This window comes from Microbacterium resistens NBRC 103078, assembly GCF_001552355.1.
In the GTDB taxonomy this organism is placed as follows: Bacteria; Actinomycetota; Actinomycetes; order Actinomycetales; family Microbacteriaceae; genus Microbacterium; species Microbacterium resistens.
In genome coordinates, this window is sequence record NZ_BCRA01000015.1 from 45,561 (window position 1) to 58,579 (window position 13,019).

Consider the following 13,019-nt stretch of genomic DNA (forward strand, 5'->3'; position numbering starts at 1 on the left):
ACAACGTCCGTGGCCGCTCGTAGACTGGGGCGGTGCCGGAGAACGAGATCTCGCTGCAGGACGCCCGCGTCGAAGCCGAGGAGCTGACCACCCGCATCCTCGAGGCGAAGGACGCGTACTACGGTCGCGACACGTCGATCGTCGACGATGCGACCTACGACGGCTGGATGCACCGGCTGGAGGAGCTCGAGCGGCTCCATCCCGAGCTCCAGGGGCAGGACTCGCCGACGCAGATGGTCGGCGCCGCCGAGGCGACCGGGCTCGCCACCATCGAGCACGCCGAACGGATGCTGAGCCTCGACAACGTCTTCTCCGTGGAGGAGCTGCGCGAATGGGCGGCGAAGACGCAGGCCGCCGCGGGGCGCCCGGTCGCCTGGCTCACCGAGCTGAAGATCGACGGCCTCGCGATCAACCTCCGGTACGAGGACGGTGTGCTGACCTCCGCCGCGACGCGGGGGGACGGGCGCGTCGGCGAGATCGTGACCGAGAACGCGCTTCGCGTGGCGGGGATCCCGCAGCGGCTGAGCGGCACCGGTCACCCGCGCATCGTCGAGGTCCGCGGCGAGGTGTTCATCCCGGTCGCCGCCTTCGAACGGCTCAACGCTGCCCAGGCGGAGTTCCGGGAGCGCGCCTACGCGGAGGCGCTCGCGCGCTGGGAGGCGCGCAGCGGCTCCAAGCGCCCCTTCGATGAGGACAAGGCGCGGGCTGCCGCTGCGCGACGCTTCCCGGCCTTCGCCAATCCCCGGAACGCGGCGAGCGGCGGGCTCCGGCAGCAGATCGACAAGAAGGACGGCATGGAGCTCGAGGCCGGGCTCCTGCGCATCGCCTCGCTCGCGCTGTACGTGCACGGCATCGGGGCGTGGCCCGACCCGCCGGTCGCCGCGCAGAGCCAGGTGTACGAGCTCCTCGCCGAGTGGGGGCTCCCGACGAGCCCGCACACCCGGGTGTGCTCCTCGGTCGACGAGGTCGTGGAGGTCGTCGCGCACTTCGGCGAGCACCGGCACGACATCGAGCACGAGCTGGACGGCATCGTCGTCAAGGTGGACGAGCTCGCGCTGCACGACGAACTGGGCGCGACGAGCCGCGCTCCTCGGTGGGCGATCGCCTACAAGTACCCGCCGGAGGAGGTGCAGACGACGCTGCTCGACATCGTCGTCTCGGTCGGCCGGACCGGGCGTGCGACGCCGTTCGCGGTGATGGCCCCCGCCCACGTCGCGGGAAGCGTCGTCCGCCAGGCCACGCTGCACAACAAGGACGTCGTGAAGGCGAAGGGCGTGCTGATCGGGGACACCGTGGTGCTCCGCAAGGCCGGCGACGTGATCCCCGAGGTCCTCGGCCCCGTGGTCGACAAGCGCGACGGCACCGAGCGCGAGTTCGTGATGCCGGAGCGGTGCCCGGAGTGCGGGACGCGGCTCCGGCCGATGAAGGAGGGGGACATCGACCTCCGCTGCCCGAACGCGCGGTCGTGCCCGGCGCAGGTGCGCGGGCGGGTGGAGCACATCGGCTCCCGCGGCGCTCTGGACATCGAGGCGCTGGGCGAGGTCACCGCGGCCGCGCTGACCCAGCCCAGCCGTCCGGAGACGCCGCCGCTGGAGACGGAGGCGGGGCTGTTCACGCTGAGCCTGGAGCAGATCGTCCCGATCGAGGTCGTCGTGCGCGACGCGGAGACCGGGCTGCCCAAGGAGGACGAGGACGGGATCGTGAAGACCCGTGCGCCCTTCCGGCGCAACCCGACGGCGGCGGAGAAGAAGGAGGGGCGCACGGGGCCGCAGCCGTCGTCTCAGGCGATGAAGCTCCTCGCCGAGCTGGAGCGCGCGAAGACCAAGGAGCTGTGGCGGCTGCTCGTCTCCCTCAACATCCGTCACGTCGGCCCGGTTGCGGCACGGGCGCTCGCGCAGTGGTTCGGATCGCTCGACGCCATCCGTGCGGCGTCGCGGGAGGAGCTCGCCGCCGTCGAGGGGGTGGGCGGGATCATCGCCGACTCCCTGGTGGAGTGGTTCCAGGTCGACTGGCACCAGGACATCGTGCGGCAGTGGGCCGAGGCGGGCGTGCAGTGGACGACGCCCGGTCATCCCGGACCGGGCGCGGCGGTCGCCGAGGGCGGCGTGCTCGAAGGGCTCACCGTCGTCGCGACCGGAAGCCTCGACGGGTACACCCGCGACGGCGCGCAGGAGGCGATCATCAAGGCCGGGGGGAAGGCCGCCTCATCGGTGTCGAAGAAGACCGACTTCGTGGCCGCGGGGCCTGGCGCCGGCTCGAAGCTCGCCAAGGCCGAGGAGCTCGGCATCCGGATCCTGGACGCGGCGCAGTTCCACGTCCTGGTCACCGAGGGACCGGCTGCTCTCGACTGACGGGCACGCCACGGCGTCCGGGCGGCGCGGGTGACCCCCGCGACCGCACCATCACGCGTCGGCGCGAACCGTCGCGCCGCTCGGCCTCGTGTCAGCCCTTGTGGCGGGGCTTGCGGTACGGCCGGTCCTCGTCACGCCGCGGGCGGTCCTCGGCCCGGCGCGGGCGGTCCGCGTCGCGGGGAGCGCGTCGATCGGCGTCGCGCGGAGCACGGCGGTTCGGCACGCCCCGATCGGGCTTGATCTCGATGAGCCGGCCGGAGATCCGCGTGTCGCGCAGCCGATCGAGGACCCCCGGGTCGAGGTTCGCGGGAAGCTCGACGATCGAGAAGTCCGGCTTGATCGAGATCGCGCCGAAGTCGTCGCGGCCCAGCCCGCCCTCGTTCGCCAGGGCCCCCACGATCTGCCGGGGCTCGACCCGCTGACGGCGGCCGACCTCGATCCGGTACGGCGTGTAGTCGCCGCGTCCGCGCCGTTCGGTCCGCGGTCCGCGGGCGTCCCTCTCCTTCGTCCGGACGGGACGGTTGTCGGCCGCCACCGCGCGGGCGAGGGGGTCGTTCTCCGGATCCAGGAGCAGCGGCGTCTCGCCTTGCGCGACGATCGCGAGGGCAGCCGCGACGTCCGCCTCCGGCACGTCGTGATGGCGCACGTAGTGCGCGATGATGTCGCGGAAGCCCTCGATCCGACTCGTCTCCTGCAGCGCCGCGGTGATCGCGTCGTCGAAGCGGGCGAGTCGGGTCGAGTTCACGTCCTCGGTCGTGGGGAGCGTCATGAGGGTGGGCTGCTGGCGGGTCGCCTTCTCGATGTGGCCGAGCAGATAGCGCTCACGGGGCGTGATGAAGCTGATGGCATCGCCCGTGCGGCCCGCGCGCCCCGTCCGCCCGATGCGGTGCACGTAGGACTCGGTGTCCGTGGGGATGTCGAAGTTGACGACGTGGCTGATGCGCTCGACGTCGAGTCCGCGGGCGGCGACATCCGTGGCGACGAGGATGTCGAGCTTGGCGTCCTTGAGCTGGTTGACGGTGCGCTCTCGGAGGTTCTGCGGGATGTCGCCGTTGATCGCGGCGGCCGAGTATCCGCGGGCGCGCAGCTTCTCGGCGAGCGTCTCGGTCTCGTTCTTGGTCCGGACGAACACGATCATCCCGTCGAAGTTCTCGACCTCGAGGATGCGGGTGAGCGCGTCCACCTTCTGCGCATACGAGACGACGAGATAGCGCTGGGTGATGTTCGCGTTGGTGGCGGTCTTCGACTTGACCGAGATCTCCTCGGGATCACGCAGGTACTGCTGCGCGATCCGCCGGATCTGTGCGGGCATCGTGGCGGAGAAGAGCGCGACCTGCTTGTCCTCGGGCGTCTGCGCGAGGATCTGCTCGACATCCTCCGCGAAGCCCATCTTGAGCATCTCGTCCGCCTCGTCCAGGACGAGGTACTCCAGCTCGGAGAGGTCGAGCGTCCCCTTGGCCAGATGGTCCATGATGCGCCCCGGCGTGCCGACGACGATGTTCACCCCGCGACGGAGGGCCGACAGCTGCACGCCGTAGCCCTGGCCGCCGTACACGGGGAGGAGGTGGACGCCGCGCATGTGGGCGGAGTACGACTCGAAGGCCTCGGCGACCTGCAGGGCGAGCTCGCGCGTCGGCGCCAGCACCAGCGCGCGGGGCGTCTTGGCAGAGGTGTCCAGCCGCTCCAGGATCGGCAGGGCGAACGCGGCGGTCTTGCCGGTTCCCGTCTGCGCCATCCCGACGACGTCGCGTCCGCTCAGCAGCGTCGGGATCGTGGCCTGCTGGATCGGCGACGGCGTCTCGTAGCCGAGGTCGCGGATCGCCTTCAGGACAGGACCGGTGATGCCGAGCGCGTCGAAACCGGGCGGCGTCGCGCCGCCCTCGGCGTCGTCGGGGGAGTCGTTCAGCTGCGCATCGTCAGGGGCCACTTCCCAACCGTAGCGCCTCGGCTGCGGATCCACCGGCCCCGGGCGGCTCGGGCTCGGCTCAGGATCCGCTCGTGAGGGCCAGGAGCTTGTCCCGCACCTGGCGCCGCAGCACCTTGCCGATCAGGGAGCGCGGAAGCTCGTCGACGACGAAGATCCGCCGCGGAACCTTGTACGGGGTGAGGATGCTGCGGGCGAACTCGCGGATCGCCTCCACGTCGACGTCCGTCGATCCGTCGACGACGATGGCGGCGACGACCTCCTCGCCGGAGTGCTCGCTGGGAAGGCCCACGACGGCGGCGTCGGCCACGTCCGGATGCTGGCGCAGCGCGCCCTCCACCTCGGTCGGGGCGACGTTGAAGCCGCCGGTGATGATGAGCTCCTTGATCCGGTCCACGATCCGCACGAAGCCGTCGTCGTCGATCGTCACGATGTCGCCCGTGCGGAACCAGCCGTCGACGAAGACGGCCTCGGTCTCCTCGGGTTTGCCGTAGTAGCCGGAGAACACCTGCGGGCCGCGGACGACGAGCTCGCCGGGGCTTCCCGGGGCGACATCGGTGGTCGGGTCCTCGGGGTCGACCACCCGGCATTCGGTTCCCGGCAGCGGCAGACCCACGGTGCCGGGCACGCGGTTGTCGGCGACGGGGTTCGCCATCAGGACCGGGGAGCACTCGCTGAGCCCGTAGCCCTCGACGAGGTAGCCGCCGGTCGCCTCCTCGAACGGGACGACGAGGTCGTGGGACAGCGCCATGGCGCCGGAGATGGCCACCTCGGTCCCCGCCAGCGAGACCCCCTTGGCACGGGCGGCCGAGAGCAGACGCTCCGCGATCGGCGGGACCAGCGGAAGGAACGTCGCGGGGTGCTTCCTGGTCACGGCGAGCACGAGATCCGGGTCGAACTTCGGGAACAGGACCAGGCGCGCGCCCATCGACATCGCGAACGTCAGGCAGAGGGTGAGCCCGTAGGCGTGGAACATCGGCAGCACCGCGTAGACGACGCAGCCGTCTCCGCGCGTGATCGACGGCACCCACGACTGCGCCTGCGCGGCGTTCGCGAGGAGGTTGCGGTGCGTGAGGGACGCGCCCTTGGGCGTGCCGGTCGTCCCCGACGTGTACTGGATGATCGCGAGGTCGTCGGTCCGCGGTCGCGGGTGCGCGGTGGGCAGGGGCGCGGCGGCGACGACGGACTCCCAGGGCACGGTGCCGCGCACCCGGGTGGTCAGCGCCGCTCGCGACTCCCGTGCCTTGGCGACCGGCAGCCGCAGCGCGAGACGCGTGAGCGCGGGCATGGCCCGCGTCACGTCGACCGAGACGAGGTTCGTGACCGCGAGGTCCGCGGGGAACGCCTGGACCGTGTCGACGACCTTGTTCCAGACGATCGCGTGCTTCGCGCCGTGGTCCTCGAACTGCTTGCGCAGCTCGCGCGGCGTGTACAGCGGGTTGTGCTCGACGACGACGGCGCCCAGGCGGAGGACCGCGTAGAAGGCGACGATGTGCTGCGGGCAGTTCGGGAGCACGATCGCGACCGGATCGCCCGCGCGCACGCCCCGCGCCGCGAGGCCCGCGGCGGCGCGCTCGATCGCGGCCTGCAGGTCGCGGTAGCTCGTCGTCCTCCCGAAGAACTCGAGGGCGGGGGCGTCCGGGTAGTCGCGGGCGGAGGCCTCGACGATGTCCACGAGCGAGCCCGTGACCGGAGCCAGATCCTCGGGGACCCCGTCGGCGTAGCTGGCGGTCCAGGGGCGCGGCGGGTCGAACGTCGTCATGCTGTTCAGCCTATTGCGCGGCGTGCGTCCGGGTCGGGTGCCGGCCGCGGCGTCGCGAAGAAGCGTCGCGGGCCTCTCCTAGACTGGAGTCGTGTCTGAAATCACCCCCGATCTCGTGCGCCACCTCGGTGTGCTCGCGCGCATCCAGCTCTCGGACGACGAGGTGACCGAGTTGACCGGTCAGCTCGACGCCATCGTCGACAACATCGCGAAGGTGTCGGAGGTCGCGACCCCGGAGGTCGTGGCGACCAGCCACCCGATCGCCCTGCACAACGTGTTCCGCGATGATGTGCCCGGCCAGACGCTCACGATCGAGCAGACGCTGCAGAACGCGCCGGATTCCGACGACGACCGATTCCGGGTCACCGCCATCCTGGGAGAAGAACAGTGACGGAACGAGCCGACAGCGAGATCATCCGCTGGACCGCGGCGGAGCTGGGGGAGCGGATCGCCGCCGGCGACGTCTCCAGCGTGGAGGCCACCCGGGCGCATCTGGACCGCATCGCGGCCGTGGACGGCGACGTGCACGCGTTCCTGCACGTCAACGAGGGCGCTGCGGACGCCGCCGCGGAGATCGATCGCCGCCGCGCCGCCGGCGAGGAGCTCGGCCCGATCGCCGGCGTCCCGCTGGCGATCAAGGACGTCCTGGTCACGACGGATCAGCCCTCGACCAGCGGCTCGAAGATCCTCGAGGGGTACCGGTCACCGTTCGACGCGACCGTCGTCGCGCGCTCCCGCGCCGCGGGCCTCGTGGCGCTGGGCAAGACGAACATGGACGAGTTCGCCATGGGTTCGTCCACGGAGCACTCCGCCTACGGCCCCACCCACAACCCGTGGGACCTGGACCGTATCCCCGGGGGATCCGGAGGCGGCTCGGCCGCGGCCGTCGCCGCGTTCGAGGCGCCGCTGGCCCTCGGCTCCGACACCGGCGGCTCGATCCGACAGCCCGCCCACGTCACCGGCACGGTCGGCGTGAAGCCCACCTATGGCGGCGTCAGCCGGTACGGAGCGATCGCTCTGGCCTCGAGCCTGGACCAGGTGGGCCCCGTGACGCGCACGGTGCTGGACGCCGGCCTGCTCCATGACGTGATCGGCGGGCACGACCCGAAGGACTCCACGTCGCTCCCGGACGCGTGGCCGTCGTTCGCCGCCGCCGCCCGCGAGGGGGCCACGGGCGAGGTGCTGAAGGGGCTCAAGGTCGGCGTCGTCGCCGAGCTGCCCGACTCCGGCTTCCAGGACGGCGTCGCGTCGTCGTTCCGTGCGGCGCTCGCCACTCTCGAAGCCCACGGAGCCGAGATCGTCGAGGTCTCGGCCCCGCACTTCGAGTACGGGGTGGCGGCCTATTACCTGATCCTCCCGGCCGAGGCGTCGAGCAACCTGGCGAAGTTCGACTCCGTGCGCTTCGGGCTGCGGGTGACGCCGGAGGGCACGCCCACGGTCGAGGACGTGATGTCGGCGACCCGCGAGGCGGGGTTCGGCCCCGAGGTGAAGCGACGGATCATCCTGGGCACCTATGCGCTGTCCGCGGGCTACTACGACGCGTACTACGGCAGCGCGCAGAAGGTGCGCACGCTCATCCAGCAGGACTTCGCCGCCGCCTTCGCCCAGGTCGACGTGATCGCCACGCCGTCGGCGCCGACGACCGCGTTCCGGCTGGGCGAGAAGATCGGCGACCCGCTGCAGATGTACCTGAACGATCTGACCACGATCCCCGCGAACCTCGCGGGCGTCCCCGGGATCTCCATCCCGTCGGGCCTCGCGCCCGAGGACGGCCTGCCCGTCGGGATCCAGTTCCTCGCCCCCGCCCGTGAGGACGCGCGCCTGTACCGCGTCGGCGCCGCGCTGGAGGCTCTGCTCGTCGACGCATGGGGAGGACCGCTGCTCGATCGGGCCCCGGTCCTCGAAGGAGGGAAGCGCTGATGGCCGCCGCCGCGCTGATGGACTTCGACAAGGCTCTGGAGCTCTTCGAGCCCGTGCTGGGCTTCGAGGTGCACGTCGAGCTGAACACCGCGACGAAGATGTTCTCGGACGCGCCGAACCCCGCGAACGAGGCCTACCACGGCGCCGAGCCGAACACGCTGATCGCCCCGGTCGACCTCGGGCTTCCCGGCTCGCTGCCTGTCGTGAACGCGACCGCGGTGCGTTCCTCGATCAGCCTGGGGCTCGCGCTGGGCTGCTCCATCGCGGAGTCCAGCCGCTTCGCCCGGAAGAACTACTTCTACCCGGATCTCGGCAAGAACTACCAGATCTCGCAGTACGACGAGCCGATCGCGTTCGAGGGATCCGTCGAGGTGGAGCTGGAGGACGGCACCCTCGTGACCGTTCCCATCGAACGGGCGCACATGGAGGAGGATGCCGGCAAGCTCACCCACGTGGGCGGGTCCACCGGCCGCATCCAGGGCGCGGAGTACTCGCTCGTCGACTACAACCGCGCCGGCGTCCCGCTCGTCGAGATCGTCACCAAGCCGATCTTCGGCGCCGAACACCGTGCGCCGGAGATCGCGAAGGCGTACATCGCCGCGATCCGCGACATCGTCCGCGGGCTCGGCATCTCGGAGGCGCGGATGGAGCGCGGCAATCTGCGCTGCGACGCCAACGTCTCGCTCCGCCCGCGCGGGCAGGAGAAGCTGGGCACCCGCACCGAGACGAAGAACGTGAACTCGATGCGCTCGGTCGAGCGCGCCGTGCGGTACGAGATCCAGCGCCAGGCGCAGATCCTCGCGGACGGCGGCACCATCACGCAGGAGACGCGGCACTGGCACGAGGACACGGGGACAACGTCGCCCGGACGTCCCAAGTCCGACGCGGACGACTACCGGTACTTCCCGGAGCCGGATCTGCTGCCGGTGCGCCCCTCCCGCGAGCTCGTGGAAGAGCTGCGGGCGGCCCTGCCCGAGCAGCCGGTCGCCCGTCGGAGGCGGCTGAAGGCGGAGTGGGGCTTCACCGACCTGGAGTTCCAGGACGTCCGCAACGGCGGCCTGCTCGATGAGGTGGCGGCCACCATCGCCGCGGGTGCGACGCCGGCGGCGGCCCGCAAGTGGTGGACGGGGGAGATCTCCCGCATCGCCAACGCGCAGGAGCGTGACGCGGCGGATCTCGTGTCCCCGGAGAACGTCGCCGCGCTGCAGCGGCTGGTGGACGAGGGCACCCTCACCGACAAGCTCGCGCGCCAGGTGCTCGAGGGCGTCATCGCGGGGGAGGGCACGCCGCAGGAGGTCGTCGACGCCCGCGGGCTCGCCGTGGTGTCGGATGACGGCGCGCTGATCGCCGCGATCGACGAGGCCCTCGCCGCGCAGCCGGACGTGCTGGCCAAGATCCGGGACGGCAAGGTGCAGGCTGCGGGCGCGGTGATCGGGGCCGTGATGAAGGCGATGAAGGGCCAGGCCGACGCCGCGCGCGTCCGGGAGCTCATCCTGGAGCGTGCGGCCCAGTAGGGCGCGACCGATGGCCCGAACGAGGAACGGGGCGTACCCGATCGCGTACAGCGATGACGTCCGCGGAGGGATCGCGGCGCTCGTCGCGGCACCGATCGTGGTCGTCCCGTTCGTCGTCTCCGTCGTCGGGCAGGACCGGCTGGCGTCCGGTTCGGTGCTGTTGGCGGTCTGCGCGATGTTCCTCGTCTCCACGGGGATCTATCTCGTCTGGACCCACGTGCTGTTCGTCCGCACCGCAGCCGATCGCGCGCTGCGGATCGCGAGCGCGCAGCACCATCGGCCGTCGGGGCTGCTGACGCGTCTGCTGGGGTTCGGCGCAGCCGAGAACTGGGCCGTCTCCGCGGCGGCCGCGGCGATCGTGGTCGCGATCGCCGCGTCGACCACTCCGGACGCGGGCCACGGACTGCTGATGCCGGCCATCGTGCTGCTCACCGCCGCCGGGGCATGGGCGACGATGGTCTACGCCTTCGCGCTGCGATACTTCCGGCTGCACGCCGGGGGAGAACGCATCGCCTTCGATCTCGACGACGATCCGCGGTTCATCGACTTCGTGTCCATGTCGGTGATGATCTCCGCCGTCGGCGCGATCTCGGGCGGAACACCGCGCACGCGCGCCGGCCTCAGCGCAGTGCGCGTCCACACGGTGATCGCGTTCGCCTTCAACGCGGTGGTGGTCGCGATGACGGTGTCGATCCTCGCCTCCCTGGTCGCCGCCGCCGCGCAGCGCTGACCGGAAGCATCGCACCGCTCGGCGGCGTGCCGTGTCGGTGGCCTGCGCGAGAATGGGCGTATGGGACGCGGTGACGGATCGGGGCGCATCGTCTCGCCCGACGATGCGGACGACACCGGCGCCGACATCCTCCACGTCGACATGGATGCGTTCTATGCGGCGGTGGAGGTCCTGCACGACCCGAGCCTGCGCGGCGTGCCGCTGATCATCGGCTCCCCGGACGGGCGCTCCGTCGTCTCGAGTGCGTCGTACGAGGCGCGCCGCTACGGCGTGCGGTCGGCGATGCCTGTGTCGCAGGCGATCCGGCTGTGCCCGGCGGCGCGCATCGTGCCGCCGGACTTCCAGCGCTACCAGGAGGTCTCGCGGGCGGTGATGGCCATCTTCGAATCCGTGACGCCGCTCGTCGAGCCGCTGTCGATCGATGAGGCGTTCCTCGACGTCCGAGGCGTCCGTCGGCTGTGGGGCAGCCCCGGGCACGTCGCCCGCCTGATCCGGAGCCGGGTCCGCGAGGAGGTCGGCATCACGTGCAGCGTGGGGGCCGCGGCGACCAAGCATGTGGCAAAGATGGCCTCGACCCTGTCGAAGCCGGACGGGCTGCTCATCGTCCCGGAGGCGGAGACGCTGGACTTCCTCGCCCCGAAGCCGGTGCGGGCCATGTGGGGGGTCGGTCCCAAGGCGGCCGAGGCGCTGGAGTCCCGGGGCATCCGGCTGATCGGCGACCTCCGCACGGTGCCGGAGCCGGCCCTCGAGCGCACGGTCGGACCGGCGCTGGCGGCGCGGCTTCGTGACCTGTCCTTCGGGCGCGACCCGCGGGCGGTGGAGACGACGCGGGTGGAGAAGAGCGTCGGGCACGAGGAGACCTTCGAGCACGACGTGACGGATCCAGAGATGCTGCGCTCGGAGCTCCTGCGGCTGGCGGACCGCGTCGCCGCGAGGCTTCGACGGGCGGGCTGGGAAGCGGGCGGTGTGGCGATCAAGGTCCGGTTCTCGGACTTCACCACTCTCAGCAGGTCCCAGACCCTGCCCGAGCCGTCGGCCGTCGGGCAGCGCATCAGCGAGGTGGCGCGGGCGCTGTTCGACGCGATCGACCGTCGCGATCCGGTTCGGCTCATCGGGGTGCGCGCTGAGCGGCTCGGCCCCGTCGGCGGCGGGATGACGCTGTGGGACGACGACGCGGACTGGCGCCGGGTGGAGAGCGCGCTGGACGACGCGCGCGCCCGGTTCGGGTCGGCCATGATCACCCGCGCGCGGCATGTGGGCGCCGGTGAGGGGCGAGGGGCGCCCCGGCATCCGCGGGCCCATGGCGTGGACTGAGCCCACGGCCGAGGCGTGGCGCGGGACACGGGCGAGAGCGGCCTCCCGTAGCGGGGGAGAGTGGGTTAGCGTGGACGCATGCCGCACATCGCACTCGAGCTTGGCAAGAATTCCGCGTCCTTCGGGGTGAAGAGCGCCTACGGGGAGACGCAGGAGGTCGACGGCGCCGCGTTCACGCCCGTGGCGCTCACGTTCTCGGGCTTCGGCGGAGGAGACTTCGACGCGTCGGGCAGCAACGGTGAAGGCAGCGGTGGCGGAGGCGGAGGGCTGGCGATCCCCCTCGGCGTCTACGTCCGGCGGGAGGAGGGGCTCCGGTTCGAGCCCAACATCATCTCGTTCCTCGCCGTCGCCGTGCCCTTCGTGTGGGTCGCCGGGCGCGCGGTGACCCGCATCATCCGTGCTCTCAAGAAGTGACGACCCGGTCGCCCGCGCCATTCACGAGGGGGTCGCGCGTCTGCGCGCGGCCGTGCGAGCGGTCGCGGCGTCGAACCCGGTCGTCCTGATCGACGGCCGCAGCGGGGCGGGGAAGTCCAGCATCGCGCGGCTCCTGGCGGCGCAGTGGCCCTTGAGCGCCGACGCGCAGCTGATCGCCCTGGACTCGATCTATCCGGGGTGGGACGGTTTGGAGGAAGGGTCCTCGCGCGCGGTCGAGCAGATCCTGCGTCCGCACGGGCGAGGACTGATCGGGACCTGGGAGCGATACGACTGGGAGACGGGCGCCTACGCCGAGAGCCATGCGGTGGATCCGGCCCGCGGCGTCATCCTCGAAGGGTGTGGCGCGCTCACCGCCGATTCCGCGCGCATCGCGGACGTGCGCGTGTGGGTGCAGTCGCCCGAGCCGAGCCGGAGACGCCGCGCGCTGACCCGTGACGGGGACGCATTCCGTCCGCACTGGGAGCGGTGGGCGCGGCAGGAGGAGGAGCACATCCGTGCTCATCGCCCACAGGAGCGTGCGACGGTGCTGATCGAGGTTCCGTGACGAGGCGGATCAGGCGTCGTCACGCGCGTCGGCGGCCTCGATGAGTCCTTCCAAGCGGTAGCCGAGCCAGTCGTAGACGCCGAAGCGCGGATCCTCGGGATCGTGCGGCGCATCCGTCTCGATGCCGAGTCGGGACGCGATCACCAGCCGCAGCGCCGTCAGCGTGCGCAGCCAGGCGTCCAGCTCCGCATCGGCGATCACGACGTCCAGCGGGTCCATGTCGTCCGGGCCGCCGTCGTCCGCGGTGAACCGCTCGAGCCCGGCGCGGACGATGCGCGCGTCGGCCGCGCGGCGGTCGAGGAGGTCGTCGGAGGTCGCGCGCGCGAACTCGGCGGAGGCCTCGGGGTCGTCGGGGTAGACCGCGGGGGTGAGCCGGTCGAGCCCCGGGTCGTGCTCGAGGTCGGTGTCGGCGAGGATCTCCAGGAACTGCTCGACCAGGTCGGCGAGGTGGCGGCCCTCGAGACGGGCGAGCGGGACGAGGATGATGCGATCGTTCACGGGTGTCCTTGCGGGAGCGCTGATGTG

The 13,019-nt window shown here is 71.7% G+C and carries 11 protein-coding genes; 8 read left to right on the forward strand and 3 right to left on the reverse strand.

Translation table 11 applies throughout. The annotated features are described in order from the left end of the window. Positions 1–32 precede the first annotated feature (32 nt). Positions 33–2,351 carry an NAD-dependent DNA ligase LigA gene (ligA, locus tag MR1_RS03205; protein WP_067243237.1) on the forward strand — a complete coding sequence of 773 codons (2,319 nt, stop codon included), beginning with the start codon at positions 33–35 and terminating at the stop codon, positions 2,349–2,351. Between the two features lie 91 nt (positions 2,352–2,442). Here ligA and MR1_RS03210 read toward each other — a convergent pair whose 3' ends face one another. Together MR1_RS03210 and MR1_RS03215 are read right to left on the reverse strand one after the other, a co-directional pair. Then, on the reverse strand, positions 2,443–4,278 hold the full coding sequence (locus tag MR1_RS03210; RefSeq protein WP_409366237.1) for a DEAD/DEAH box helicase: 1,836 nt from the start codon (positions 4,276–4,278) through the stop codon (positions 2,443–2,445). 58 nt (positions 4,279–4,336) lie between these two features. Beyond that, positions 4,337–6,037, reverse strand: a complete 1,701-nt coding sequence (locus MR1_RS03215) for a long-chain-fatty-acid--CoA ligase (protein WP_067243238.1) — start codon at positions 6,035–6,037, stop codon at positions 4,337–4,339. 91 nt (positions 6,038–6,128) lie between these two features. On the opposite strand from MR1_RS03215, the gene gatC reads away from it, so the two are divergent. The 7 genes from gatC to MR1_RS03250 all read left to right on the forward strand — a co-directional run bounded on the left by gatC (position 6,129) and on the right by MR1_RS03250 (position 12,494). Further along, the gene (gene gatC / locus MR1_RS03220) at positions 6,129–6,428 is read left to right on the forward strand and encodes an Asp-tRNA(Asn)/Glu-tRNA(Gln) amidotransferase subunit GatC (RefSeq protein WP_067243239.1); all 300 of its coding nucleotides are present in this window, start codon (positions 6,129–6,131) and stop codon (positions 6,426–6,428) included. Next, complete coding sequence (gatA, locus tag MR1_RS03225) at positions 6,425–7,957, forward strand: Asp-tRNA(Asn)/Glu-tRNA(Gln) amidotransferase subunit GatA (RefSeq protein ID WP_067243240.1); 1,533 nt, start codon at positions 6,425–6,427, stop codon at positions 7,955–7,957. Before gatC ends, gatA begins: the two co-directional genes overlap by 4 nt. After that, positions 7,957–9,471 (forward strand): Asp-tRNA(Asn)/Glu-tRNA(Gln) amidotransferase subunit GatB, encoded by a 1,515-nt coding sequence (gene gatB, locus MR1_RS03230; RefSeq protein WP_067243241.1) that lies wholly within the window; start codon positions 7,957–7,959, stop codon positions 9,469–9,471. Before gatA ends, gatB begins: the two co-directional genes overlap by 1 nt. Positions 9,472–9,481: 10 nt before the next feature. Continuing rightward, the gene (locus MR1_RS03235; RefSeq protein WP_067243242.1) at positions 9,482–10,201 is read left to right on the forward strand and encodes a DUF1345 domain-containing protein; all 720 of its coding nucleotides are present in this window, start codon (positions 9,482–9,484) and stop codon (positions 10,199–10,201) included. Between the two features lie 60 nt (positions 10,202–10,261). After that, a complete protein-coding gene (gene dinB, locus MR1_RS03240; RefSeq protein WP_067243243.1) occupies positions 10,262–11,515 on the forward strand; it encodes a DNA polymerase IV in 1,254 nt (417 codons plus the stop codon). A gap of 78 nt (positions 11,516–11,593) precedes the next feature. After that, entirely contained in the window at positions 11,594–11,929 is a 336-nt protein-coding gene (locus MR1_RS03245) for a hypothetical protein (protein WP_067243244.1), read from the forward strand. Next, on the forward strand, positions 11,913–12,494 hold the full coding sequence (locus MR1_RS03250; RefSeq protein WP_067243245.1) for a nucleoside/nucleotide kinase family protein: 582 nt from the start codon (positions 11,913–11,915) through the stop codon (positions 12,492–12,494). Before MR1_RS03245 ends, MR1_RS03250 begins: the two co-directional genes overlap by 17 nt. A gap of 9 nt (positions 12,495–12,503) precedes the next feature. Here MR1_RS03250 and MR1_RS03255 read toward each other — a convergent pair whose 3' ends face one another. Then, positions 12,504–12,992, reverse strand: a complete 489-nt coding sequence (locus MR1_RS03255; protein WP_255218080.1) for a DUF2017 family protein — start codon at positions 12,990–12,992, stop codon at positions 12,504–12,506. Positions 12,993–13,019 lie beyond the last annotated feature (27 nt).

Excerpts from the sequence above, each read along its gene's own strand:
- MR1_RS03215 (WP_067243238.1), bottom strand. The coding sequence starts at position 6,037 with ATGACGACGTTCGACCCGCCGCGCCCCTGGACCGCCAGCTACGCCGAC.
- gatB (WP_067243241.1), top strand. The coding sequence starts at position 7,957 with ATGGCCGCCGCCGCGCTGATGGACTTCGACAAGGCTCTGGAGCTCTTC.
- MR1_RS03235 (WP_067243242.1), top strand. The coding sequence starts at position 9,482 with ATGGCCCGAACGAGGAACGGGGCGTACCCGATCGCGTACAGCGATGAC.
- dinB (WP_067243243.1), top strand. The coding sequence starts at position 10,262 with ATGGGACGCGGTGACGGATCGGGGCGCATCGTCTCGCCCGACGATGCG.
- MR1_RS03245 (WP_067243244.1), top strand. The coding sequence starts at position 11,594 with ATGCCGCACATCGCACTCGAGCTTGGCAAGAATTCCGCGTCCTTCGGG.